This is a genomic window from Streptomyces sp. NPDC005494 (assembly GCF_042872025.1).
Taxonomy (GTDB): domain Bacteria; phylum Actinomycetota; class Actinomycetes; order Streptomycetales; family Streptomycetaceae; genus Streptomyces.
On record NZ_JBIAJR010000008.1, the window covers coordinates 391,873 to 416,422 of the forward strand.

At 71.9% G+C, this 24,550-nt stretch carries 18 protein-coding genes; 4 read left to right on the forward strand and 14 right to left on the reverse strand.

Annotation, left to right across the window (positions count from 1 at the left end):
* Window positions 1-75 precede the first annotated feature (75 nt).
* Window positions 76-1,140 carry a biotin/lipoate A/B protein ligase family protein gene (locus tag ACFYQ6_RS24240; RefSeq protein WP_361577389.1) on the forward strand — a complete coding sequence of 355 codons (1,065 nt, stop codon included), beginning with the start codon at window positions 76-78 and terminating at the stop codon, window positions 1,138-1,140.
* A 175-nt stretch (window positions 1,141-1,315) separates the two neighbouring features.
* On the opposite strand, the gene ACFYQ6_RS24245 is transcribed toward ACFYQ6_RS24240, so the two are convergent.
* Window positions 1,316-2,695, reverse strand: coding sequence for a diaminopimelate decarboxylase (locus ACFYQ6_RS24245; protein ID WP_388764852.1), 1,380 nt, complete (start codon window positions 2,693-2,695; stop codon window positions 1,316-1,318).
* A gap of 155 nt (window positions 2,696-2,850) precedes the next feature.
* Window positions 2,851-4,491 (reverse strand): PucR family transcriptional regulator, encoded by a 1,641-nt coding sequence (locus tag ACFYQ6_RS24250; protein ID WP_388764854.1) that lies wholly within the window; start codon window positions 4,489-4,491, stop codon window positions 2,851-2,853.
* Window positions 4,492-4,789: 298 nt separating this feature from the next.
* Between ACFYQ6_RS24250 and ACFYQ6_RS24255 the strand changes: the two genes are divergently transcribed.
* Complete coding sequence (locus ACFYQ6_RS24255) at window positions 4,790-5,974, forward strand: spore photoproduct lyase family protein (RefSeq protein WP_388764856.1); 1,185 nt, start codon at window positions 4,790-4,792, stop codon at window positions 5,972-5,974.
* Window positions 5,975-6,092: 118 nt separating this feature from the next.
* Here ACFYQ6_RS24255 and ACFYQ6_RS24260 read toward each other — a convergent pair whose 3' ends face one another.
* From ACFYQ6_RS24260 to ACFYQ6_RS24285, 6 genes are all read right to left on the reverse strand, one after another.
* Window positions 6,093-6,599 (reverse strand): nucleoside deaminase, encoded by a 507-nt coding sequence (locus ACFYQ6_RS24260; protein WP_361577380.1) that lies wholly within the window; start codon window positions 6,597-6,599, stop codon window positions 6,093-6,095.
* A gap of 165 nt (window positions 6,600-6,764) precedes the next feature.
* Entirely contained in the window at window positions 6,765-8,057 is a 1,293-nt protein-coding gene (locus tag ACFYQ6_RS24265) for a YncE family protein (RefSeq protein ID WP_388764858.1), read from the reverse strand.
* A gap of 434 nt (window positions 8,058-8,491) precedes the next feature.
* Complete coding sequence (locus tag ACFYQ6_RS24270; RefSeq protein WP_361577374.1) at window positions 8,492-10,711, reverse strand: NADP-dependent isocitrate dehydrogenase; 2,220 nt, start codon at window positions 10,709-10,711, stop codon at window positions 8,492-8,494.
* 193 nt (window positions 10,712-10,904) lie between these two features.
* On the reverse strand, window positions 10,905-12,560 hold the full coding sequence (locus ACFYQ6_RS24275) for an amidase (RefSeq protein WP_361577371.1): 1,656 nt from the start codon (window positions 12,558-12,560) through the stop codon (window positions 10,905-10,907).
* 171 nt (window positions 12,561-12,731) lie between these two features.
* Window positions 12,732-13,088, reverse strand: a complete 357-nt coding sequence (locus ACFYQ6_RS24280; protein ID WP_361577368.1) for a hypothetical protein — start codon at window positions 13,086-13,088, stop codon at window positions 12,732-12,734.
* Between the two features lie 264 nt (window positions 13,089-13,352).
* Complete coding sequence (locus tag ACFYQ6_RS24285) at window positions 13,353-14,384, reverse strand: saccharopine dehydrogenase family protein (RefSeq protein WP_388764862.1); 1,032 nt, start codon at window positions 14,382-14,384, stop codon at window positions 13,353-13,355.
* Window positions 14,385-14,486: 102 nt separating this feature from the next.
* Between ACFYQ6_RS24285 and ACFYQ6_RS24290 the strand changes: the two genes are divergently transcribed.
* Together ACFYQ6_RS24290 and ACFYQ6_RS24295 are read left to right on the forward strand one after the other, a co-directional pair.
* A complete protein-coding gene (locus ACFYQ6_RS24290) occupies window positions 14,487-15,503 on the forward strand; it encodes a helix-turn-helix domain-containing protein (RefSeq protein ID WP_361577362.1) in 1,017 nt (338 codons plus the stop codon).
* A 259-nt stretch (window positions 15,504-15,762) separates the two neighbouring features.
* Window positions 15,763-16,524, forward strand: a complete 762-nt coding sequence (locus tag ACFYQ6_RS24295; RefSeq protein WP_361577359.1) for a hypothetical protein — start codon at window positions 15,763-15,765, stop codon at window positions 16,522-16,524.
* Here the strand turns inward: ACFYQ6_RS24295 and ACFYQ6_RS24300 are convergent.
* The 6 genes from ACFYQ6_RS24300 to ACFYQ6_RS24325 all read right to left on the reverse strand — a co-directional run bounded on the left by ACFYQ6_RS24300 (window position 16,487) and on the right by ACFYQ6_RS24325 (window position 24,548).
* Window positions 16,487-18,040, reverse strand: a complete 1,554-nt coding sequence (locus tag ACFYQ6_RS24300) for an NCS1 family nucleobase:cation symporter-1 (protein ID WP_361577356.1) — start codon at window positions 18,038-18,040, stop codon at window positions 16,487-16,489. The genes ACFYQ6_RS24295 and ACFYQ6_RS24300 overlap by 38 nt on opposite strands.
* Before the next feature lie 278 nt (window positions 18,041-18,318).
* The gene (locus ACFYQ6_RS24305; RefSeq protein WP_361577353.1) at window positions 18,319-19,320 is read right to left on the reverse strand and encodes a TIGR03842 family LLM class F420-dependent oxidoreductase; all 1,002 of its coding nucleotides are present in this window, start codon (window positions 19,318-19,320) and stop codon (window positions 18,319-18,321) included.
* A gap of 211 nt (window positions 19,321-19,531) precedes the next feature.
* Window positions 19,532-20,932, reverse strand: coding sequence for a dihydropyrimidinase (gene hydA / locus ACFYQ6_RS24310; protein WP_361577350.1), 1,401 nt, complete (start codon window positions 20,930-20,932; stop codon window positions 19,532-19,534).
* A gap of 336 nt (window positions 20,933-21,268) precedes the next feature.
* Window positions 21,269-22,552 carry an aspartate aminotransferase family protein gene (locus ACFYQ6_RS24315; protein ID WP_388764865.1) on the reverse strand — a complete coding sequence of 428 codons (1,284 nt, stop codon included), beginning with the start codon at window positions 22,550-22,552 and terminating at the stop codon, window positions 21,269-21,271.
* On the reverse strand, window positions 22,549-23,391 hold the full coding sequence (locus ACFYQ6_RS24320) for a nitrilase-related carbon-nitrogen hydrolase (RefSeq protein WP_361577344.1): 843 nt from the start codon (window positions 23,389-23,391) through the stop codon (window positions 22,549-22,551). Before ACFYQ6_RS24320 ends, ACFYQ6_RS24315 begins: the two co-directional genes overlap by 4 nt.
* Window positions 23,392-23,528: 137 nt before the next feature.
* Window positions 23,529-24,548: a serine hydrolase domain-containing protein gene (locus ACFYQ6_RS24325; RefSeq protein ID WP_361577341.1), complete on the reverse strand. Its 1,020-nt coding sequence runs from the start codon at window positions 24,546-24,548 to the stop codon at window positions 23,529-23,531.
* Window positions 24,549-24,550 lie beyond the last annotated feature (2 nt).

Below are 24,550 nucleotides of genomic sequence, written 5' to 3' on the forward strand. Positions count from 1 at the left end.
CGGCCGTCCAGCGGGAAGACAACGAGCTTCGCGGGCGCTGTCACCAGAGCGATCCCATTCATCGGAGGCCCGGCAATGCACGGCGAATACAAGGTTCCCGGCGGCAAACTCGTAGTGGTGGACCTGGAGAACCAGGACGGCGTCCTGCGCGAGGTGCGCGTCGCCGGGGACTTCTTCCTGGAGCCCGACGAGGCGATCACCGCGATCGACCAGGCGTTGGAAGGTGCCCCCGCCGACACCGACGCCGCCGGGCTCGCCTCCCGCATCGAGGCGGCGCTGCCCGAGGGCACCGTGATGTACGGGATCACCGCCGAGGGCGTCGCGGTGGCGGTCCGGCGCGCCCTCGCGCGGGCCACCGACTGGACCGACTACGACTGGCAGTTCATCCACGAGGGCCCCCAGTCCCCCGCACTGCACATGGCCCTCGACGAGGTGCTCACGGCGGAGGTCGCCGCCGGGCGCAGGCCACCGACCCTGCGCGTGTGGGAGTGGGGCGCGCCCGCCGTCATCATCGGCAGCTTCCAGTCCCTGCGCAACGAGGTCGACGCGGAGGGCGCCGCACGCCACGGCGTGACCGTCGTACGCCGCATCTCGGGCGGCGGAGCCATGTTCGTGGAGAGCGGGAACACGATCACGTACTCCCTGTCGGTGCCCGCCTCGCTGGTCTCAGGGCTCTCCTTCGCCGACTCCTACGCCTATCTCGACGAATGGGTTCTCGACGCGCTCGGGGACATGGGGATCAAGGCGTGGTACCAGCCGCTGAACGACATCGCGACGGATGTCGGGAAGATCGCGGGAGCGGCGCAGAAGCGCATGGTCGGCCCGGAGGGCGGGCCGGGGGCGATCCTCCATCACGTCACCATGTCCTACGACATCGACGCCGGGAAGATGCTGGAGGTGCTCCGCATCGGCAAGGAGAAGATGTCGGACAAGGGCACGAAGTCCGCCAAGAAGCGCGTCGATCCGCTGCGCCGTCAGACCGGCCTGGCCCGGGAGACGGTGATCGAGCGCATGGTCGACTCGTTCCGCGACCGCTACGGGCTCACCGCCGGCGGCGTCACCGGTGAGGAGCTGGCCCGCGCGGAGGAACTGGCCGCCACGAAGTTCAGCAGCACGGAGTGGACGGCACGGGTGCCGTAGCGGCGCCCGGGCCCTTCCCCTCGTCGTCCCGGTTGTCGTCCCGGATGCGAACGGGTGCGCGCCGGTGGCGGGCCCCCTCCGGGATACGAACCGGGTGCGCGCCGGTGGCGCCGAGGCGGTGGGGTGCGCGCCGGTGGCGCCGATCACGTGCGGGAACGCCGGTGGGGCGGGTTTCTCAGGCCTCGGCGGAAGGGGCCGGGGCGACCAGAGCGTCGGCGTGGGCGAGGCCGCTCTCCGCCGAGATCTCGTCGAGGGTCTGGTGCGCCCGGACGGTGGTCAGCCGCACGTGACCGCTCCCCTCCACCGTGAAGCCGTGGACGGCGGGCCGGGGCAGGCTGTTGTACGCCCAGTGCGTCGAGAAGTAGTAGGCGCCGGTGTCGTGGAGGACCACCAGGTCGCCCTCCGTCACCTCCGGCAGGTCCTGTGCGTGGGCGACGACGTCACCGGCGAAGCAGCACGGTCCGACGATGTCCTGGCTCAGCGGCGCGCCGGTCCGGGGGTTGCCTTCGGCGTCGAAGACACCGACCCTCAGCGGCCACGCCTCCGGCATCAGGACGGTGCGCGTGGCGGTCTGCGCTCCCGCGTGGGTGACGGCGATGCGCCGGCCTCCCGCTTCCTTGGTGTACTCCACGCGGGCCCCGATGAACCCGTTCTTGGCGAGCAGCGAACGTCCGAACTCGGTGACGAGCGCGTAGCGGCCGTCGAAGAGGTCCGGGACGGCCGCGCGCAGCGCCCGCGTGTAGGCGGCGAAGGTCGGGCGGGTCTCGTCGTCGTCGAAGTTGACGGGCAGTCCGCCGCCGATGTCGAGGCTCGTGACCTGCCGTGTGCCCTGCGCCCGGTTGATCTCCTCCGCCAGCCGGTACGTCTCGGCGACGCCCTCCGCGATGAGTTCCAGCGGACATCCCTGGGAGCCGACGTGGGCGTGGAGCCGGGTCAGCCACGGGCGTGCGGCGAAGGCGCGCACGACGCGCTCGCGCGCCCCCGGATCGCGCAGCGCCACCCCGAACTTCGAGGTGGAGGTCGCGGTACTCATCGCTCCGATGGAACCTCCGCCGACCTGCGGGTTGACGCGTAGTCCGACGATCGACGTGCTGTGCGCCGGACGGAGTTCGTCGATGCGGAGCAGTTCGTCGAGGTTGTCGGCGTTGACGGCCACACCGAGCGCGAGGGCCTCGCTGATCTCCTGGCGTGTCTTGGCGGGCGAGTCGAGCACGATCCGCGCGGGCTCGACGCCGGCGTCGAGCGCGATGCGCAGTTCTCCGGGGCTCGCCACCTCGCAGCCCATGCCGAGCCCGGCGAGCAGCCGCAGCACGGGAACCAGGGAGCATGCCTTGACGGCGAAGGTGTGGAGCACGTCGGGTGCTTCGGCGAAGGCGGCGTCGAGGCTCGCGACCGAGGCCCGGATGCCTTCGGTGTCGAGGAAACCGGCGACCGGCCGGTCCTCCGAGACGATTCCGGTGGCAACGGCACGGCGCAGGACGGAGGAGACCCGCCGCGCCGCGGCAGCCGCCGGGAGGGCGGCCGGTTCCTGGGGGATGTTGCTGGCAGATGTCACGAGGGGGCTTTCTGGTGGGGCTGTGCCACGGGTGCGCTCGGCGCGTGGCGGGATGAGGAAAAGGCTGCTCCCCGCACCCCTCGCCCGTCTTCGTCGCCCGGGACAAAGGCACGGCGCAATTTTGGCCGGGCGGACGAACACCGCACGAAAGCGGCTCAAACCACCCCGGTCAGCCGTACGGCCAGGGCCAGGACCAGCCGGGTGTCGGGGTCGTCGAGATCGATGTCGAACCGCTCACGGACCCTTCGCAGCCGGTACCGGAGGGTGTTCGGGTGCAGGACCAGACGCCGTGCCGCCTTCGGGATGTCCCCGGCGGTCTCCAGGTAGGCCGCGAGGGAACGCACCAGGTCACCGCCGGTGGCGAGGTCCGCGCGAATCAGTTCGTGCACGGGGCCGTCGCCGGACTCCCAGACCGGGCGCACCGCGTCGAGCATGTGCAGGGCGTCGATCGTCGGGCCCACGTCCCCGGGCCCGGCACGCCGTACGGGACGGGGGTCGCGCCCCCGGGCCTCCCGCTCACGCAGCGCGCGGACGACCAGCAGGGCCGTCTCGTACGACCGCGACGCCTCCAGCCCCGAACGCGCGGTCTCTCCCACCCCGATCCACACGGGCGCGGCGTCCGGGATGCCGGCCGCCAGCGCGTCGAGTTCCCGGGCCAGGGCGAGCACATCACGCCGTCCGCCGTCGTCGTCTCCCACGGGGAGCAGCACGGCGACCTGGTCCTCCTCGCGCAGGACACGGCCCGTGGACCGGGAGGCGGTGGCCTGGATCGCGAGCGCCTCCAGGGTGCGGTCGGCCCGTGGGCCCTCGGTGTGGCCCCGGACCGCGACGACGACGGCGCAGGGGGCCTCGGGCGGCAGGCCGAGCGACCAGAGGTGCGCACGCCTGTCGCCGTTTCCGTGCAGCAGCCCGCGCAGGGCGTACGCCTCGCGCCGCACGGTGCCGCTCTCACGCAGCCGGTGCCGCAGCAGGTGGGGAACGGCGAGCGTGGCGGCGCGGCGCAGCACCTGGGCGGCGTCGGGGGAGAGCCGCTGTCCGTCGGCCGCCGCCCACAGCGAGCCCAGCATCTCGCCGCCGCTGCGGACGGCGACGACGAGACGTTCGGGGCTGTCGCCGTCGGCGGCCCGGTGGATGACGTCCTGGGAGGTCCAGAGGGCGCGCAGCAGTCCGCTGCGGCGCAGCTCGGCCACGCGGCGGTCCGGCACCCGGCCGCCCAGAATCGTGGACCGGCGGACCCCGTCCGCCTCCGGGCCCGTCGCGGAGTGGGCCAGGACCCGGAACTGCGTGTCCTCGACGGTGATCGAACCCCGGCAGGACAGGGCGGTGGCCGAGGCGAGGGCCGGGAGGCCGCCGCCCCCGGCGGCGTCGGCTGTGCGGTCGCCGCGGCCGGCCTCGGCGAAGGCGGTCGCGGACCGCAGAAGCGCGATGGTGTCGCCCCAGTCCGCCCATGCGGCCCGGGCGAGCAGCGCGATGCCGCACTCCTCGGCCGCGGCGAGGGCGCCCTCCGGTACGGGCGCGTCCTCGGACTCCCGGAGCACCACCGCCGCGGCACCCCGCCGGGCGGCTTCCCGCACGGTGGCGGGCGCGGCCTCCGGGCCGGGCGGGAGGCCCGCCGCCAGGACGATCCGTCCGTCGTGCGGCCTGGTCGCCCCCTCGTCGCCGATGATCACGCCGAGGACCGCCGCGTCCTGCCCGGCGGGGGCGAGCAGGAGGCGCAGGACGCCGTCCTCGTCGTAGGCGAGGATCTGGCGGAGCGTGACGTGGTCCGGTTCGTGCCCGGTGGTGCCTGACGTCATGCGCCCGAGGATACGAGCCGTGGCGGGCCCTCCCCCGTGCGTCGTCGAGGGGACGGGACGTGACGTGCCCTGGTCATCGTGCGCCGGGCGCCGTGGGGAGCGAGGGGACGGGACGTGACGTGCCCGGGTTATCGTGCGCCCGGGGCGCCGTGGGGAGCGATTAGCCTGGACCACAGGGCCCGTTGCCCGCGGGTTCGCCTCCGGGCCGAGCCGTGCGGTCGTGGGCGCCCGGGGCCCGGCCCGGCAGCCGGGGAGCATGCCCGCCACCGGTCCCCGAGTGACAGATCCTGGAGCACCCATGAACGTCCCCCGCTCCTCCGACGAGCCGGAACCAGCCCAGGACGGTCTGTTCGGCCTCGATGACGTCCTCGGCGGACCCGACACCGGCGGTCCGGCGGGACCGCTCTTCCGCGACTCCGAGGAAGCCCGCAGGATGCTGGCCGTGCGGGAGATCCACGCCGAGCCCGCCGCGGCGGCCTCACCGAGGGGCCGGCAGGTCCTCGCGCAGTACCCGGACGCCGAGGTCGTCCCCACGGACTCCCACTGGCGCATCCCTGAGCTGCACGGCAACAAGGGAAACGCCGAGCGCTGGGTACGGATCAAGAGCACGGTGCTGGTGCTCGGGGAGAAGAAGACCCTGACCGTACGGCCCAACGGCCGGTCGGCGGACTGGATCGCTCCCGGCGCCGCGAACGGGTGCGCCATGGCGTGCGCGTACTGCTACGTGCCACGGCGCAAGGGCTACGCCAATCCGATCACCGTCTTCACGAACATCGACGCCCTCATCCACAAGGTGCGGCGTCATGTGATCGCCCAGGGACCGAAGAAGGAGCCGAACCAGTGCGATCCGAGCGCCTGGGTCTACGACATCGGAGAGAACAACGACTGTGCGGTCGATGCCCTGATCAGCGAGAACACCGCTGATCTGGTGCGCGCCTTCACCCGTTGGCCGACCGCCAAGGCGTCGTTCGCGACCAAGTTCGTCAACCCCGACCTCCTGCGGCTCGACCCCCGGGGCCGTACCCGTGTGCGGTTCTCACTCATGCCGGCGGACGACTCCCGCCTGCTGGACATCCGCACCAGCCCGGTCCAGCAGCGCATCGAGGCGGCGGCGGACTTCGTCGAGGCCGGCTACGAGGTGCACTTCAACTTCTCCCCCGTGGTCATCAGGCCCGGCTGGGAGGACGCCTGGGCCCAGCTGCTCCGCACCATGGACGACGTGCTGCCCCGCTCGGTCAAGGACCAGGCGGCCGCCGAAGTGATCATGCTGACGCACAACCGGGACCTGCACGACGTCAACATGGCCTGGCACCCGAGCGCCGAGGACGCCATCTGGCGCCCCGAGCTCCAGCAGGCCAAGCGCTCGGAGAACGGCAGCCTGAACGTGCGCTACCGCAACGCCGTCAAGGCGGAGGCGGTCGAGACCGTACGCCGTCTGGTGCACACGCACGCGCCGTGGCTGCCGATCCGCTACGCGTTCTGACGGCGGCGGCAGTCGCCTCACGCTCCGACGGCGCCAGGCGACAGGGCTTCGACCCCAGCGGGCTGTCGGGCCGGCTGCGGTACCAGGTATCAGGACGGGCCGCGTTCGGTCCGCCCTGTCAGGGCCGGCTTCGGTCCCGGGTGTGCAGGTCCCGGTGCATCGTCCGCAACCGGTCGGTGAAAGCCGGTACGGGCCCCTGGACGTCCAGGGCCGGTACGACCTCCTGAATGCTCAGCGGGCGCACCGGTGACGGTGCGACGCCGAGCTCGCCCAGCCATTGCGTGAGCTCGGCGGACGAATGGGCGTAGACGATCCTCCCGAGGCCCGCCCAGCCGTGCGCCGCCGCACACATCGCGCAGTGCTCGCCGGACGTGAACACCACGCAGCGGGCCCTCTCCTCCGGTTCCAGCCGGCCGGCGGCCCAGCGGGCGAGCTCGAACTCGGGGTGCTGGGTGCGGTCCCCGGCCGTGCGGACCAGGTTGCGTGCTTCCCGTACGACCTGTCCTTCGCCGTCCACCAGGACCGAGCCGAAGGGCTCGTCCCCGGCGCGGAGTGCCTCTTCGGCGAGTTCCACGGCTCGCTCCACATGCCGGAGTTCGGCGTCGGTCAGGGGGAGGGTCGTCATGCGCGTTCTCATTCCTCGCACCAGGTCCGTGGCAGGTGTCGCCCTGGGTTCGCGTGCTCGTACGTCGAAAAGCGTGTCAGCCGGCTGTCGCTCTGTCCATGGGACTCCCCCGGCCGGTCCCGGCCCGGCCCCTGGTCCGCAGAGGGCCGGACGAAGCCGGCCGGCTCACAGCACCGCGATGCCCAGCGGGCGCTCGCCGACCAGCAGACGGGTCACCTCTCCCGACGTCACGTCGACGACGCTGAGGCCGTTCCAGTAGCCGTCCCGGGTGAAGCCGCCCGAGACGTACGCGGTCCGGCCGTCGGCCGACACGGCCACGTCCTCGTGGGGTCCGTCGAGCGGGATCACCCGTTCGTCACCGCCGGGTGCCCTGACGGTCAGGGACGGACCCTCGTCCTCGGCCGGATCGATCGGGCCGGTCCCGACCACGTAGAGGGTGCCGTCCGCCGTGACGGCGACTCCGTGCTGGTGCGTGTCGGCGGTCATGCGCGCGATGCGGGTCCGCCCGGTGTCCGGTTCGACCACCGCGAGGCGTTCTCCCTCGAAGGGGAGGAGAAGGGCGCCGTCGGAGGGGCGTACGGCCGCGTAGTGCGGCTTGAGCCAGGACCCGAGCCCGCCCTCCGTACCGTACGGCGCCACCTCGATGCGACGGCTCTTCCAGGTGCTCGCGTCGACCACCGTGACGTCGAAGGAGTCGTGGCCGGTCGCGTAGACGTGCCGGCCGTCGCGCGAAATGTCGACGTCGAAAGGCCTGCGTCCGACGGGAACGGTGGCGATCACCTCGCGGAGCCGGGTGTCGACGACCTCCAGAACGCCGTCGCCTCCCGGCACGTTCACGCCGACGTAGGCGCGGCGGCCGTCGGGCGAGAGCGTGATGCCCATGCCGCCGCCCCGGTATTCACCGGTCGTCACCGGGCCGGTGTCGGTCTCGTACGGGATCAGCGCGGTGCGCTCACGGGTGGTGGTGTCCACGACGGCCACGCCCTCGGCGGTCGCCACCCACGCGGTCCCGTCGTCGCCGAGCGCGATCCCGTAGGGGGCTGTGCCGACCTCCACCGATCCCAGGGCCGACCCGCCGTCCGGCTCGGAGGGGTCGAGGAACGTCACCGTGTCCGCGCCGAAATCGGCGACCACGAGCGTACCGGCGGGCCCTCGGCCCGCGGGCGGGGCGCTCGGTGCGTCGGACGCGGCGCTCGATGCGTCGGACGCGGCGCTCGATGCGTCGGACGGGGCGCTCGGTGCGTCGGACGGAGGGGACACCTCGGAAGGGCTTGCCCGGACCTCGCCGTCCGCCGCGCACCCGGCGAGCGTCACGACGAGGAGGAGGGCTGCCGTCAGGACCGCCGAGCGTCCGCGCACCCGGGGCCGGGACCGTCCGGTCCGGCGAGGCCCGGTGGACGGGAGCCGTGGAGCAGCGGCACCGCCGGAGGGATACGCCTCTTCGGCCCTGGGCGTCATCGCGGGCACCTCCGTGTCACGTCGTGGTTCCGGTTCTTCGGCGGGACTGGCCCCGCCCCGCCGGAGAACCGGCGCCGGGGCGCGTTCCCGCGCGGTGCACCCAGCCTCCGCCACCCACCGCGCCGCCGTCGTCGGCCGTCCGGTCGGCCCGCGGGGTGCACAACGGCTGACCCGGGGGTCATCCGTTCGGCTGATCGACGGGTGCCTCGACCGGTGCGTCGCGGGCCCACCCGGCTCCCGCCCCGGTTCGGCCCCGGCCGTCCCGCCGGCTCCCGCCCCGGCCCGGCCCCGGCCGTCCGTCGACAGCACGGGAACGCGGACAGCGGCCCTCCGTCCGGCAGGGGTCCGGGAACGCGGACGGCCGTCCTGACGGGCGCAATGGCCCGGCAGGACGGCCGTCAGGCGTGGTGCCGTGTCCGTGGACGCGGCCGGAATCAGCCGAGGGTGGCGATGGCCTTGTTGAAGGTGGCCGACGGACGCATGACGGCCTCCGCCTTCGCCGGGTCGGGCTGGTAGTAACCGCCGATGTCGACCGGCTTGCCCTGGACGGCGATCAGCTCGTCGACGATGGTCTGCTCCTGCTCGGACAGCGTCTTCGCGAGCGGTCCGAACGCCTCGGCGAGCGCGGCGTCGTCGGTCTGCTTCGCCAGCTCCTGGGCCCAGTAGAGCGCCAGGTAGAAGTGGCTGCCGCGGTTGTCGATGCCGCCGAGCTTGCGGCTCGGGGACTTGTCCTCGTTGAGGAACGTGCCCGTGGCCTTGTCCAGGGTGTCGGCGAGCACCTTGGCGCGCGGGTTGTCCGTGGTGGTGGCCAGGTGCTCGAAGCTGACCGCGAGGGCCAGGAACTCACCGAGGCTGTCCCAGCGGAGGTAGTCCTCCTTGACCAGCTGCTGGACGTGCTTGGGCGCGGAGCCGCCGGCGCCCGTCTCGAACAGACCGCCGCCGTTCATGAGCGGGACGACGGAGAGCATCTTCGCGCTGGTGCCCAGCTCGAGGATGGGGAAGAGGTCGGTGAGGTAGTCACGCAGGACGTTGCCGGTGACCGAGATGGTGTCCTCACCACGGCGGATGCGCTCCAGGGAGAACGCGGTCGCCTCCTCCGGGGTCCGGATGGAGATGTCCAGGCCCTCGGTGTCGTGGTCGGCCAGGTAGGTCTTGACCTTGGCGATGAGGTTGGCGTCGTGCGCGCGGCCCTCGTCGAGCCAGAACACGGCCGGGTTGCCGGTCGCGCGGGCACGGGTGACGGCGAGCTTGACCCAGTCCTGGATCGGCAGGTCCTTGGTCTGGCACATCCGGAAGATGTCACCCGCGCCGACGGCCTGCTCCAGCACGACGTCGCCCTTGCCGTCGACGACCCGCACCGTGCCGGTGGTGGGGATCTCGAAGGTCTTGTCGTGGCTGCCGTACTCCTCGGCCTTCTGCGCCATCAGACCGACGTTGGGTACGGAACCCATGGTCGACGGGTCGAAGGCACCGTTGGCGCGGCAGTCGTCGATGACGACCTGGTAGACGCCGGCGTAGCTGCTGTCCGGGAGGACGGCGATGGTGTCGGCCTCGTTGCCGTCCGGGCCCCACATGTGGCCGGACGTACGGATCATGGCCGGCATGGACGCGTCGACGATGACATCGCTCGGCACGTGCAGGTTGGTGATGCCCTTGTCGGAGTCGACCATGGCCAGGGCGGGGCCCTCGGCGAGCTCGGCCTCGAAGGACGCCTTGATCTCGGCGCCGGCGTCCACGGAGTCGAGCCCCTTGAGGATGCCGCCGAGACCGTCGTTCGGGGTCAGGCCGGCCGCGGCGAGCACGTCACCGTACTTCGCGAAGGTGTTCGGGAAGAAGGCGCGGACCACGTGGCCGAAGATGATCGGGTCGGAGACCTTCATCATCGTGGCCTTCAGGTGCACGGAGAACAGGACGTTCTCGGCCTTGGCGCGCGCGACCTGGGCGGTGAAGAACTCACGCAGCGCGGCGACGCGCATGACGGCCGCGTCCACGACCTCGCCCGCGAGGACCGGGACGGACTCGCGCAGCACGGTGGTGGTGCCGTCGTCGCCCGCGAGCTCGATGCGCAGCGAACCGGCCTCGGAGACGACGACGGACTTCTCGGTCGAGCGGAAGTCGTCGACGCCCATCGTGGCGACGTTCGTCTTGGAGTCGGCGGACCAGGCGCCCATGCGGTGCGGGTGGGCCTTGGCGTAGTTCTTGACCGACGCGGGAGCGCGGCGGTCGGAGTTGCCCTCACGCAGGACGGGGTTCACCGCGCTGCCCTTGACCTTGTCGTACCGCGCGCGGACGTCCTTGTCCTCGTCGGTCTGCGGGTCGTCCGGGTAGTCCGGAAGCGCGTAGCCCTGCTCCTGCAGCTCTGCGATCGCGGCCTTCAGCTGCGGGATCGAGGCCGAGATGTTGGGCAGCTTGATGATGTTCGCGCCGGGAGTCTTGGCCAGCTCACCGAGCTCGGCGAGCGCGTCATCGATACGCTGGTCGGCCTTGAGACGCTCCGGGAAGCCGGCGATGATCCGTCCCGCCAGGGAGATGTCGCGGCGCTCCACCGTGACACCCGCGGTCGAGGCGTACGCCTCGATGACAGGCAGGAACGAGTACGTCGCCAGGGCAGGGGCCTCGTCGGTGTGCGTATAGATGATGGTCGAGTCAGTCACCGGGTGCTCCGCTCCACGTCTGCAACATTGCTTGACATCAAGATATCTCGTGACCGGCCCCCTCTCCACAGTGGCCCGCGCCCATTCCGGCGGAACGCCTCACTCCTGTCCGGCGGGCCCGTGGTTCCCGTCCCGCGGGGCCCATGACACCTGTTCCCCGGGGGCGGGATGCGCTGGGGGCGGGCTGGGGTGGTCACCGCCCGTCTGCCGGGCCGGCCTGTGGTACCCCGTGGGCCGGCGGCCGGTGCTCGTACCATCGGCGGTCGGCCTCCAGCTGAGCGGCGAGCGAGATGAGCCGGGCCTCGCTGCGGGAGGGGCCGAGCAGCTGGGCGCCGAGCGGCAGACCGTCGTCCGTGAAGCCCGCCGGGACATTGACCCCGGGCCATCCGAGGACGTTCCAGGGCCAGGCGTAGGGGCACGCCGAGGTCATGGCGAGGTCGGTCCGAAAGGCGCTGAGGTGGTCGAACGCCCCGACGCGCGGCGGCGGGGCCGCCGTGGTCGGGGTGAGCAGCACGTCGTACCCGTTGACCCGTCCGCCGCGCGAGGTGTCGAAGAAGGCGCCGATCCTGGCGTGCTGGCGCACCTCCCGCGCACGTGCCGCCCGTACGATCCGGCCGCCGAGACGCGTCCCCGTGCGCAGGGCGCTGCGGGTGCGCGGGTCCAGGAGCCCGGGGTCGGGGTGCCGCGCGGCAAGTTCGGCGATGCCGGCCGTGGCCCGGGGGACGAAGGAGAGACCGATGAGCCCGAAGCGGGGGCGGGCCTCCTCGACGTGGTGGCCGAGCCGGGCGAGTACGTCGGCGAGCGCGGTCACCGCACGCACGACCTCGGGGTGCGGCGCGTTGCGGGTGAGGGTGAGCGGGGGCGTCAGGCAGAGCGCGATGCGCAGCCTGCCGGGCTCGCGTCGGGCCGCCGCGGACGCGTCGAGAGCGGGCGGCCGGTGGGGGTCCCCGGGGTGCGCTCCCGCCGCGGCGTCCAGGAGGAGAGCCGCGTCGGCGACGGTACGGGCGAGGGGGCCGTTGACGGTGAGCCCCTGGAAGGCGTCGCTCTGCGGGTGCACGGAGATCCGGCCGCGCTGCGGTTTGATGCCGACGAGGTGGGTCCAGGCTGCGGGGATACGAATGGATCCGGCCCCGTCCGAGCCCAGCGCGGCGGGGACGAGCCCGGCGGCGACCGCCGCCGCCGAACCTCCCGAGGAACCGCCGGGGGTGTGGGCGGTGCTCCACGGGTTGCGGGTGACACCGAACGCGGGCCCTTCCGTGAAGGCCCACTGACCCAGCTCGCAGGAGTTGGTCTTACCGACGATCACGGCCCCGGCCGCGCGCAGCCTGCGCACGGCCTCGCTGTCGGCGTCGGCGGGCGGCAGCGCTCCGTCGCAGCCGAAGTAGGTGGGCATGCCGGCCACGTCCGTGTCGTCCTTGACGGCGACCGGCACGCCGAGCAGGGGCAGCCTCTCCCCTGCGGCGAGCCGCCGGTCGGCGTCGGCGGCCTCGGCGAGCGCGGCCTCCGCGCGCAGTTGACGGAAGGCGTTGAGGGGGCCGTGGCTCGCCTCGATGCGTGCGAACGCGTCGGCGACCAGTGCCGACGACGTCGTTGCGCCCTCGGCCAGTCCCTGCGCGCACTCCGCGAGTCCGGGAGCGAGGGGCGGGACGGGCGCGGCGGGCTGCACGGACCGCCCCGGCCACACGTCCCGGCCGGACCGGTCGTGCCCGTCAGGCTGTACGTCCCGGCCGGACCGGTCGTGCCCGTCGAGCTGTACGTCCCGGTAGGCCGGGGCCCGCGGGTCGGGCTGTGCGCGCGGGTCCTCGGGCCTGCCCGGCCCGGTCCGCTCCGCGTGCTCCGCTGAGGACATCGCCACCGCCTCTCGCCGCCGCCGGAGCGCGCTGCCCCCAGGTCCGCCCCAGGGTCGCCCGAGCGGGTCTACTGGAGAGTAACGAGACCGGGGGGCCCACTCAAGCACGCCGCACGCGGGACGGGACCCGTCTCCCCGCGGCGCGGAAGACGGGTCCACGACCGTCGAGCCCTACGGGCGTACGTGGATCTCGCCGATGCCCGTACCGAGACCGGCGCAATGAGCGGTCGACTGCCCGGACTGGCCCGGAGCGAGCGTGACGTGCTCCCCGTCGACGTCGGGCGACCAGCCGCAGACCAGGTGGACCCAGAAGGTCTGTGTGGACGAGCCGTTGTTCTTGCAGAGCGCGTAGCCGGTGTAGTCGTCGATGGCGTGCTTGCCGGTGTGGCAGGACAGCCCCGGCGGGATGGCGGTGGGAGCCGCGGCGACGGCACCGGTGGTCATGGCTCCGAGTGCGAGGGCCAGACCGGCGACGGCGGCACCACGCGCCAGTGAGCGGACGGCGGTCCCCTGGAACAGCTGCTTCATGTCTCCCCTTTGATTCCGGTCGAGTTCCGGTGATCTTCAGGGCTGCTCTCCCCCACGGTCCGTAGCCGAAAACAGCACCGAACCTCACCCTCCGTACACCGGGCCGCCCGCGCCCGCAAGCGTACGCGGGCGTGCGCTCGCCAGGTGGGGTGAATCCCTCCCCACCACGCCGTGACCAGGGTGGTTCCCCGCGGCGCCGCCGTGACGGGACGGCGCGCCGGGGCACCTGCGGGGCCCCGCGCAACAGCTCGTGGCGGTGCACCTCTACCGGCGCGACGCCACGGTGATGTGCGGCGCCAGGGACCTCAGGAAGCCGGGCGCGTCGAAGATCTCGCCGGCCGAGGCGACTCCCCCGCACCGGACGCGCCCGTCGAGGACGCGGACCACCGCCTCGACGACGAGGGGCGCCGTCACGGCGTAGATGTCCTGTCCGGAGGCGACCATGCCGCGCTCCACTCCGCCGCGACGCACCACGACGTCGACGACGAACGTCTGTCCCGACCGCCCGTGCTCGTCGACGGCGGTCGGCGTGGGCGTGTCCGGGGAGCCCACGCCGCCGGCCGCCTCCGTCGTCATGTAGGTGCGCACCTCGGGGACGGCCAGATGACGGGGGACGGTGACGACGTCGGCCATCGTGAACTCTCCGACGACGGACCGCAGCCCCATCGGCTCGGGGAACGGCCACTCGAGGGTGGGCAGGTCGTCGCCGTGGTACTCCAGCCGGCCCCGGGTGAACCGCACCCGGCGCCCACCCCGCCGCTCGGCCGACACCTTGCCCGCGAGGCGCGTACCCGGCGTGGGGTGCCAGCTGTTCAGTCCGTAGGCGATGTGAACCTCGTCGGCCTCCGTCCAGTCGCCCATCGCGGCGGTGACCAGGAGGTCGCCGAGCCCGCCGTAGAAGGCCATCGCGGGCACGACCACCGCACCGGCCTCACGTGCGGGCTCCGCGAAGTGCGCGAACGTGTCGGTGTTGGCCTCGATCTCCGCGGCGACGTCGAGGTACGGGACGCCTGCCCGCAGAGCGGCCTCGATCACCGGGGCGGCGGTGAGGGCGAAGGGCCCCGCACAGTTGACGACGGCCGCGACCCCCGTCAGCGCGCGGTCGAGCGCGCCGGGGTCCTCCACCCCGGCCGGTCTCGTGTCGAGACCTGGGTGATCCTGGGCCAGTTCCGCCAGCTTGCGGGCGTCGCGCCCCACCAGCACCGGCTCGAAGCCGCGTGCCACGAGCTGGGCCACCACGAACCGCCCGGTGTGCCCGTACGCGCCGTACACCGCGACCATCTGTCGTGCAGTCATCACGCTCTCCGCCCCTCGAACCGGTCAACCAGCAGCCATTCTTGCCGTGTCGATAACCAGATCGTGAGTGTCCGGAACGACACGCCCCATACAATTCCGGACATGACTTCTGTCGCGCTGGCCGTCACGGACGGGATGCTGCACTACGAACTCTCCGTTGCCTACGAGGTGTTCGGATCCGTCCCCGGCACCGTCACCGTCCCGTGGTACGAACTGGCGGTCTGTGCGCCGCACTCCGTCCGGCTGGGTCACTTCCGCCTCACCCCGGACCACGGCCTGGACCACCTGCGGCATGCCGACACGGTGATCGTTCCGGGCTGGGCCGATGTCGACGTAACCCCGCCGCGGAGTTTCCTCACCGCACTGCGGGCCGCTCATGACGCGGGCGCCCGCATCGTCTCCCTGTGTACGGGCGCCTTCGTCCTCGCCGCCGCCGGTCTCCTGGACGGCAGGCGCGCCACCACCCATTGGGCCCACACGGACGTCCTCGCCGCACGCCATCCCGCGATCGACGTCGACCCGGACGTCCTGTACCTGCGCCACGGCACCGTGTTCACCTCCGCGGGCAAGTCCGCCGCCCTCGACCTGTGTCTCCACCTCGTCCGTCTCGACCACGGCTCGGCGATCGCCAACACGGTCGCCCGTCGGCTGGTCGTCCCACCGCACCGGGCCGGTGGCCAGGCCCAGTTCGTCACCGCTCCTGTCCCCGACCAGAACGATCATCCGCTCACCGCCCTGTTCCCCTGGATCATCGAGCGCCTCGACCAGCCCCTGTCGGTGGAGGACCTCGCCCGCCAGGCGCGCATGAGCTCCCGCCACCTCGGCCGCCATTTCCGCGCGGCCACCGGCACCACCCCGCTCCAGTGGCTGCTGGCCCAGCGCATCCGCCACGCGCAGGAACTCCTGGAGAGGACGGACGACGACATCGACACGATCGCGCGCTCGACGGGAATGGGGACGGCGACGACGCTGCGCCGCCACTTCAACCGCGCCCTCGGGGTGCCGCCGGACGCCTATCGCCGGACGTTCCGCTCACGGGCCGACGAGGCGCCGCCGGTCGCTTCGGGCCCCGCGTCCCCGCGCCCGAAGCTGCCGGAGCGGCAGGGGCACCGCCCGTGACTCCGCCCGTTCCACCGCCTGGCCGGTGACGCGCCTCGTGGCGGAACGCAGCGCAGAGGCTCGTCACCGTGCCCGCCGCCCGCAGCCCGCCGCCCGCCGCCCGCCGCCCGCCGCCGAAGGCTCACCGGACTTCACCCTGCGTACGCACCGCGCACCGCGCATGCGACAGGCGGCGGGCGTAGGCTCGTCAGGAGGGCCACCGGCTCGACGACGTCACGCGGGCAGGCCCAGGACAGAGATGTTCTCCGAGGGAGGCGCCGTGGCAACCCAGCGCTTCGCCGCCCGCGCAGCCGCTTGCGCCGCGGTGGTCGTGCTCGCGGTCACCAGCGGCACGGCGGCCCGGGCGGACGACGACATCGAGTCGCTGCCCGCAGAGCAGATCGTCGACCGCTCGCGCGACGCGTTGCTCGACGTGAGGTCCGTACATCTGCACGCCCAGGGCGACCTCGGGAAGGACCGGTCGGCGATGACGGCCGACCTCACACTGGACCGCGCCGGCAACTGCGCGGGCGATGTGGACCTGGGCAAGGACCAGGGCAAGGTCGAGATCATCAAGCGGGGCGACGCGGTCTGGCTGAAGCCCGACGCGGACTTCTGGAAGAACCAGGTCCCTGTCGGCGGCTCGGCCTTCGACGCCGTCCTCAACGGCCGGTACATGAAGGGCGACGCCTCGGACTCCCGGCTGCGGCCGGTGGTGGACGCCTGCGACCTGGACACCTTCCGGGAACTGGTCTCGGACAACACGGACACGGCCGTGGGTACGTTCACCAAGGGCGAGGTCACCACGGTCGACGGCGTACGCACGATCCCGGTCACCCGGACCGTGCACGACCACCGGCTGACGGCTTACGTCGACACCGGCGGCAAGCACCTCCCTGTGCGGATCACCGTGACGGGAGACGGCGCGGACGCGGCCGTGGACTTCTCCGGCTTCGACAAGCCGGTGCCCACGGCCACTCCGCCCGCCGACGAGACGGTGGACGTCAGCGCCCTGCTCGGCCGGGCTCCGTCGCAGTCCTGACTCCGCGGCTCAGCAGTGCGTACAACACCAGCGAGGAGGCCAGCCCGACCGCCCAGCCGTAATCGGCGAGCGGTTCGAGCAGCGGTATCAGGCCGTCGGCGGGAAACGGGCCCTTGCCCGGGGCCGAGTGGGAACCGCCCACCGCGAGGACGCCCCCGACCACGAAGGCGACGACGGCGCGCCAGTTCCATCCGCCGGTGTACCAGTAGCGGCCTCCTGCCAGATAGAGGTCAGGCAGGTGGAGCACGGTGCGGCGGATGATCCAGTAGTCGGCTATCAGGATGCCGGCGACCGTGCCGAGCAGGCCGCCGACCAGCCCCAGCCAGGTGAAGATGTACAGCTCGGGCGTCTCGGTCAGCTTCCACGGCATGATCAGGACACCGACCACGCCGGTGATCAGAGCGCCCGTACGGAAGTTGACGATCCGGGGCGCGAGGTTGGCCAGGTCGTACGCCGGTGACACGACGTTCGCCGCGATGTTCACGGAGATGGTCGCGATCAGCACGGTGATCAGACCGAAGAGCAGTCCGAAGACGTTGTCCGTCTTGGCGACGAGCTGGACCGGATCCCAGATCGCCTCCCCGTACACGGCCTGTGAGCCTGAGGTGACGAAGACGGAGAGCAGTGCGAAGAAGGTCATCGTCGTCGGCAGGCCGAGCGACTGGCCCCGGATCTGCGCGCGCTGACCGGCGCCGAAGCGGGTGAAGTCGGGGATGTTCAGGGAGAGTGTGGACCAGAAGGCGATCATGCCCATCAGTGACGGGAAGAAGACCGGCCAGAAGTCGGCACCCCAGCCGAGCGCGGACGGCTGGTCCAGGAGCGGGCCGAAGCCGCCCGCCTTGACCGCGATCCACACCAGCAGGACGACCGCGCCGACGAGGACGAAGGGTGCCGCCCAGTTCTCGAAGCGGCGCAGGGTGTCCATGCCCCGGTAGATGATGGCAAGTTCCAGTGCCCAGAAGAGGACGAAGCAGAGCCAGAGGGTCCAGGGCTGCCCGCCGATCTCACCGGCCTGGGCCCAGCCGCCGAAGATCTTGCCCAGCAGCGTGAAGATCCCGACGCCGCCGATCCATGTCTGGATCCCGAACCACGCACAGGCGACCGCGGCCCGGATCAGCGCCGGCAGGTTGGCGCCCCGCAGCCCGAAGGAGGCCCGGGCGAGCACGGGGAACGGAATGCCGTACTTGGGGCCGGCGTGCCCGGTCAGCAGCATCGGGGCGAGCACGATCAGGTTGGCCAGCGCGATCGTGAAGACGGCCTGCTTCCAGTCCATGCCGAGTGCGACGAGACCGGAGGCCAGCAGCCAGGACGGGATGTTGTGCGCCATCCCGATCCACAGGGCCGCGAAGTTGTACGTCGTCCATCGGCGCCGCTCCAGCGGAACAGGCAGCAGGTCGTCGTTGACGAAGGGCGAGTCTGCGGGAACGGTTCCCGGGGCGAGCTCGATGCGGCCCTCCGGGTCGGCTATCGGCTCCCCGGGGACGGACGGTGGAACGGGCGGGACTGTTGCGGTCATCCTGGCTTGACCCTTCGCTCGGGGGATGTGCCGTGCGGGGCGTGGGGCGTGGGGCGAGCGCCGCGTGCGGGTTGCGCATGAGGTGCCGTGCGGGGCGTGGGGCGAGACGTGCCGCGACGCGCGGGACGCACTGTGCGTACGGGACGCGCTGTACGTACGGGACGCGCCGTGCGTACGGGACGCGCCGTGCGTACGGGACGCGGCTGTGCTGCGCGTGCGGCGGCTGCGCGGGCCGTCAGGCGTTCCCGGACGATCGGCCGGACGGCGTCTGAGGGCGGTCAGTCGGAGAGCGCGGGGATGATCGTCGAACCGTAGGCGTCGATGGTCGTCTCCCGTGCGTCGTGCATGTTGTAGACGGCGAACTGGTCGACGCCCAGGTCGCGCAGGACCCGGAGCTTCTCGATATGGGCCTCTGGCGGACCCAGCAGGCAGAACCGGTCGACGATCTCGTCGGGGACGAAGGCCGTGTCCGGGTTCCCGGCGCGGCCGTGATGGCTGTAGTCGTAACCCGAGCGCCCCGCGATGTACTCGGTGAGAGCGTCGGGTACGACGCCGGAGTGCTCCCCGTACCGGGAGACGAGGTCGGCCACGTGGTTACCGACCATGCCGCCGAACCAGCGGCACTGCTCGCGTGCGTGGTCCAGGTCGTCGCCGACGTACGCGGGCGCGGCCACGCAGATGGTGACCGCGTCCGGGTCACGGCCGGCCTCGGCTGCGGCGTCACGCACCGCCTTGACCATCCACTCGGTGAGGTAGGGGTCGGCCAGCTGGAGGATGAAACCGTCGGCCTTCTGCCCGGCCAGCGCCAGGGCCTTGGGGCCGTACGCTCCCATCCAGACGGGCAGGCTGCCGTTCTTGACCCAGGGGATCTGGACCGGCTGGCCGTCCACGGTGGCTTCGCGACCCTCGGCGAGGTCGCGGATCACCTCGATGGCCTCACCGAGTCTGGCCAGGGTGTTGGGTCTGCGCCCGGCCACCCGCATCGCCGAGTCGCCGCGTCCGATGCCGCAGACGGTGCGGTTGCCGTACATCTCGTTGAGCGTGGCGAAGGTGGAAGCGGTGACCTCCCAGGTGCGGGTGCCAGGGTTGGTGACCATCGGGCCGACGATGAGCCGGTCCGTGTGCTCCAGGATCCGGCTGTAGATGACGAAGGGCTCCTGCCACAGCACGGCCGAGTCGAAGGTCCAGCCGTAGCGGAAGCCGTTGCGTTCCGCCCGGCGCATGAGCCCCACCACGGCCGAGGCGGGCGGGTCGGTCTGGAGGACGAGTCCGAAATCCATGACAGATGCTCCTACTCGAATGACTGCGCATGACGCGCGCGTAGTGATGACGCCCGGCCCGCCGGCTCGCCCGCGACTGCCGGGAAGCACGAGTCGCGGGCGACGCTCCCGGCCGGGCCGGGCCGGGCCGGCGGCCACCGGGCGGACGGCCGCCGGGCTTACGGCCACCGGGCGGACGGCCGCCGACCGCGCCGAGCCGGTGGCCACGAGCTCAGTTCGTGTACTGGCAGATCCCTCTCGGCACGTAGGCGCCGTGTCCGGCGTGCCCCACGTAGGCGCGCTCCTCGATCACCGGGACGCCCCGCGAGAGCACCGTCTCCACCCGGCCCGTCACACGCTTTCCCTCGTACGCGGAGTAGTCGACGTTCATGTGGTGCGTCTCGGCGGAGATGACCTGCTCGGCGTGCGGGTCGTAGACCACGATGTCGGCGTCAGCACCGGGGGTGATGGTCCCCTTCTTCGGATAGAGCCCGAACATCCTGGCCGGTGTCGCGCAGGCGATCTCGATCCAGCGGCGCCGGCTGATGTGGCCGTCGACCACCGCCTGGTGGAGCAGGTCCATGCGGTTCTCGACCCCCGGCATGCCGTTGGGGATCTTGGAGAAGTCGTCGCGCCCCAGCTCCTTCTGTCCCTTGAAACAGAACGGGCAGTGATCGGTCGAGACCACCTGCAGATCGTTCGTCCGCAGGCCTCGCCAGAGCGCTTCCTGATGGTCCTTCGGGCGCAGAGGTGTGGAACACACGTACTTCGCGCCTTCGAAATCCGGCTCCGCCAGATTGTCCGTGGACAGGAAGAGATACTGCGGGCACGTCTCACCGAAGACGGGCAGCCCCTCGTCACGGGCTCGCGCCAGCTCGGCGACGGCTTCCCGCGCCGAGACGTGCACCACGTAGACGGGGGCTCCCGCCACCTGGCTGAGCCGGATCACACGGTGCGTCGCCTCCGCCTCGAGGAGGGCCTTTCGCACCTCGCCGTGATAGCGCGGATCCCTCTCGCCCCGGGCGAGCGCCTGCTCCACCAGGACGTCGATCGCGAGCCCGTTCTCCGCGTGGGTCATGACCAGCCCGCCGTTCGATGCGGCGCGCTGCATGGCCCTGAGGATCTGGCCGTCGTCGGAGAGGAAGACCCCTGGGTAGGCGGTGAAGAGTTTGAACGAGCTGATGCCGAGAGAGACGAGCTTGTCCATCTCCCTGAGCGAGGACTCGTTGACGTCCGACATGATCATGTGGAAGGCGTAGTCGACGGCGCACTGCCCGTCCGCCTTCGCGTGCCAGGTGTCGAGCCCCTCCCGGAGCGAGCCGCCCCTCGGCTGGATGGCGAAGTCGACGAAGGTCGTCGTGCCGCCCCAGGCGGCGGCCCGGCTCCCCGTCTCGAAGGTGTCCGAGGCGAGGGTGCCGCCGAACGGCATCTCCATGTGGGTGTGGGCGTCGACACCGCCCGGGATGACGTACTTCCCGGTGGCGTCGATCCTCCGCTCGGCGGTCCACCCCGCGGCGGCGTCGGTGCCGTGGGCGGCGAGGGCGGCGACGCGTCCGCCCTCGATGAGCACGTCGGCGTGGATCTCGTCCGACGCGGTGATGACGAGGCCGCCGTGGATGACGGTGCGGCTCATGTACCCCTCCTCGCTGTGGCGATACCGGTGCTGCTCACCGATGAAGACGCTGCTCTTCCTCCGCGGCCCGCTCGCGCGGTCCGTCCGGCCGGCTCCTTCGGCGCGAGGCCGTCGGGGTCCGCGCTCGTACACGCGGGGCGGCACCGATGCGCCGGATGTTCGTGGGCGCACCGCTCGACGCCGCCGCGCCGGGGCCTTCCTCTCCACCGGGGCTTCCCCTTCCTTCCTGGAGCCCCAGCGTCCGTCACGGAACCTCCCGCCGTCCTCCCTCGGCCGAGGGATTGCGCTCCCCCTCCCGAGGGAGAGAGGCGAAGCTGTACAGGAGGCGCGGATCCGTCATCCGGCCGCCCGCAGCGCCTCGCCCAGGATCGCGGCGCCTTCCTCGGCCTCCTCGACGGTCAGCGAGAGGGGCGGCGCGATCCTCAGGACGCTGGTGTTGTGGCCGCCTCCCTTGCCGATGAGCAGCCCGCCCGCGCGGGCGGCCTCCAGGACGGCCGCCGCGGCCTCCGGATCGGCCTCGTCGGTGCCGGGCCGCACCAGCTCGATACCGATCATGAGTCCTCGGCCGCGCACCTCACGCACGGACTCCGACGCCGCGCCGACGGCGCGGAGCCGCTCGATGAGCAGGCCGCCGACCCGCCGGGCGTTGCCCTGGAGGTCGTGCTCCAGCAGGTACGAGAGGTTGGCGAGGCCGGCGGCCATGGTGACCGGGGACCCGCCGAACGTCGAGATGGAGTTGGCGTCCAGGCAGTTCATGACGTCGGCCCGGGCGACGACTCCGCCGATGGACATGCCGTTGCCGATCCCCTTGGCGAAGGTGAGGATGTCCGGCGGGCCGCTCGCAGCGTGTGCCTGCCAGCCCCAGAAGTGGTCGCCCGTGCGCCCCCAGCCGGTCTGCACCTCGTCCGAGATCCACAGGATGCCGTGTCTGTCCAGCACCTCGCGGAAGGCCGCGTACAGCCCGTCGGGCGGTGCGGTGAACCCGCCGACACCCTGTACGGGTTCGGCGATCAGCGCCGCGGCCCCCCTGGTGTGCCCCAGCAGGTCCTCCAGGTCGGCCACGCACGCCGTCACGAACTGCGCGTCGTCGAGCTCCGCGTACGGCCCCCGGCTTCGGACCCCGCCATGGACGTACAGCGTCTGCAGCGGCGACAGACTGGTCGTCGACCACGCCTTGTTGCCCGTGATGGACACCGCCGAGAACGACCTGCCGTGGTAGCTGTTGCGCATCGCCAGGATCTGGTTCGAGCGGCGGTGGGTGGTGGCGAGGAGCAGGGCGGCGTCGTTGGCCTCCGTGCCCGAGGTGGTGAAGAAGACCCGGGCGTCCGGGATCCCGGAGAGCGCGGCGATCCGCTCGGCGAGCTCGACCATCGGCCGGTTGAGGTAGAGGGTCGAGGAGTGGATGAGGCGGCCGGCCTGTTCGGCGACGGCCTTGGTCACCTCGGGAAGGGCGTGCGCGGTCATCGTGGTGAGGATGCCGCCGAAGAAGTCGAGGTAGCGGTTGCCGTCCGCGTCCCAGACGTGGCGGCCCTCGCCGTGGGTCAGCTCCAGGGGCTGCCGGTAGTAGAGGGCCAGCCAGTCGGGGCTGACGGCCAGGTGCCGCTCGTGCAGTCCGGTCACGGCTCCACCAGCCCGTCGTACGCGTCCGGACGCCGGTCCCGGTAGAAGGCCCACTGCTGGCGGACCTGCTCGATCAGCCCGAAGTCGAGGTCCCGTACGAGGAGTTCCTCCTCCTTGTCACTCGCCACCTCACCGACGAACTGGCCGCGCGGATCGACGAAGTAGCTCGTGCCGTAGAAGTCGTTGTCGCCGTACTCCTCCTGGCCGACCCGGTTGATCGCGGCGATGAAGTACTCGTTGGCGACGGCGGAGGCGGGTTGCTCGAGCTGCCACAGATAGCCGGAGAGCCCTCGCGAGGTGGCCGAGGGGTTGTAGACCAACTGTGCTCCGTTGAGCCCGAGTTGCCGCCAGCCCTCCGGGAAGTGCCGGTCGTAGCAGATGTAGACGCCGACCTTGCCGACCGCGGTGTCGAAGACCGGCCATCCGACGTTGCCGGGCTTGAAGTAGTACTTCTCCCAGAAGCCCTTGACCTGCGGGATGTGGTGCTTGCGGTACTTTCCCAGGTACGTGCCGTCGGCGTCGATCACCGCCGCGGTGTTGTAGTAGAAACCGGACTGTTCGAGCTCGAAGACCGGTACGACGATCACCATGCCCGTCTCCCGGGCCAGGTCCTGCATGCGCCGGACCGTCGGTCCGTCCGGCACGGGTTCGGCCCAGCGGTAGTGCTCGGGTTCCTGGACCTGACAGAAGTAGGGGGCGTTGAACACCTCCTGGAAGCCGATGATCGCGGCTCCCTGCCGGGCTGCCTCGCGAGCGTGTTCCTCGTGTTTCGCGATCATGGATTCGGTGTCGCCGGTCCAGGTCGCCTGGACGAGTGCGGCGCGTACGACGTGGGACATGAGCTGCTCCTTCGACGCGGCGTCAGAGAGCCTCTGCGTGCTCTACGCCCGTAGACACGGTGCATAGGAGGAGAACGTAAGCCCCGTCACACAACGGGGCAAGACCATCGCCGTGAACCGGCTGAGTCGATCATGTTTCATACCCGAGCGGTCCACATCCTTCCGGAGGGTGTGGAACCCAGTCCGCACAGAGCTCCGTAAGCGGACTGGACGAACGGTGCGAGCGGCGTGGGAGCCGTGTTCGTGAGGGCCACCAGCCCCGTGCCCGACGCGGGCAGGAAGCCCGCGAAGGCGGTGAAGCCGCGTGTCCCGCCGGAGTGGTGGAGCAGTGCGCCGTCCGGACGCGGACGCAGGTTCCAGACGAGGCACAGCCGTGAACCCGTCCTCGGCACGCTCAGCCGTGGCCGCTGCACCTCGGTCAGCGCGGTGCGCAGCACGGGGTCCGGAGCCGTGTCCGGGTGCAGCAGCAACGTCAGGACGCGCAGCAGGTCCCGGGCGCTGGACCGCACCGCCCCCGCTGCGGTCAGACCGGGCATCAGCAGGGCGGGGCGGGAGCGGCCGTGCCAATGTCCGGTCAGCTGGGGGCGGTTGGGGTCGCAGTCCGTGTCGTGCAGGCCGAGCGGCACGGTGACGCGCTCGGCCAGCAGGGCCGCGTAGTCCCCGCCGGTGCCGCCCGCCGCCCTGGCGAGTACATGGCCCAGGAGCCCTCCGCCGAAGTTGGAGTAGTGCACCCTGCTTCCCGGTCTGTGCCGCAGCGGGGTGCGGCGCAGCGAGGCGAGCAGGTCGTCCTCGGAGAAACCGGCGTAGGGGTTGGTGAGCCATCCGCTGCGGACCGCCCGGCCGAGGAGCCCCGGGGGCAGGCGGGGCAGGCCGGAGGTGTGGGTGGCCAGGTGAAGGAGGGTGAGGGGCGGCCCTGGCAGCCGGAACGGGAGGTAGCGGTCGGCCCGGTCGCCGTAGCGGACCTCACCCCGGGCGGCGAGTTCCGCGAGCAGGAGGGCGGTGAAGGTCTTCGTCAACGAGCCCGTCTCGAACCGGTCCCCCTCCCCGGCCGGCCCGCGGCAGAGCACCGCGCGCTCGGTGCCCCGCACCGCCGCGACCGCGGCGGCCGGGCCGCGGGCGGCCTCCAGCAGAGGCTGGAGGGCCGCGGTCAGGGACACCG

Bases quoted from the DNA above. Each gene is read 5' to 3' on its own strand.
- ACFYQ6_RS24240 (WP_361577389.1), top strand. From the start codon at position 76: ATGCACGGCGAATACAAGGTTCCCGGCGGCAAACTCGTAGTGGTGGAC.
- ACFYQ6_RS24250 (WP_388764854.1), bottom strand. From the start codon at position 4,491: ATGACGTCAGGCACCACCGGGCACGAACCGGACCACGTCACGCTCCGC.
- ACFYQ6_RS24255 (WP_388764856.1), top strand. From the start codon at position 4,790: ATGAACGTCCCCCGCTCCTCCGACGAGCCGGAACCAGCCCAGGACGGT.
- ACFYQ6_RS24260 (WP_361577380.1), bottom strand. From the start codon at position 6,599: ATGACGACCCTCCCCCTGACCGACGCCGAACTCCGGCATGTGGAGCGA.
- ACFYQ6_RS24265 (WP_388764858.1), bottom strand. From the start codon at position 8,057: ATGACGCCCAGGGCCGAAGAGGCGTATCCCTCCGGCGGTGCCGCTGCT.
- ACFYQ6_RS24275 (WP_361577371.1), bottom strand. From the start codon at position 12,560: ATGTCCTCAGCGGAGCACGCGGAGCGGACCGGGCCGGGCAGGCCCGAG.
- ACFYQ6_RS24280 (WP_361577368.1), bottom strand. From the start codon at position 13,088: ATGAAGCAGCTGTTCCAGGGGACCGCCGTCCGCTCACTGGCGCGTGGT.
- ACFYQ6_RS24285 (WP_388764862.1), bottom strand. From the start codon at position 14,384: ATGACTGCACGACAGATGGTCGCGGTGTACGGCGCGTACGGGCACACC.
- ACFYQ6_RS24290 (WP_361577362.1), top strand. From the start codon at position 14,487: ATGACTTCTGTCGCGCTGGCCGTCACGGACGGGATGCTGCACTACGAA.
- ACFYQ6_RS24300 (WP_361577356.1), bottom strand. From the start codon at position 18,040: ATGACCGCAACAGTCCCGCCCGTTCCACCGTCCGTCCCCGGGGAGCCG.
- ACFYQ6_RS24305 (WP_361577353.1), bottom strand. From the start codon at position 19,320: ATGGATTTCGGACTCGTCCTCCAGACCGACCCGCCCGCCTCGGCCGTG.
- hydA (WP_361577350.1), bottom strand. From the start codon at position 20,932: ATGAGCCGCACCGTCATCCACGGCGGCCTCGTCATCACCGCGTCGGAC.
- ACFYQ6_RS24320 (WP_361577344.1), bottom strand. From the start codon at position 23,391: ATGTCCCACGTCGTACGCGCCGCACTCGTCCAGGCGACCTGGACCGGC.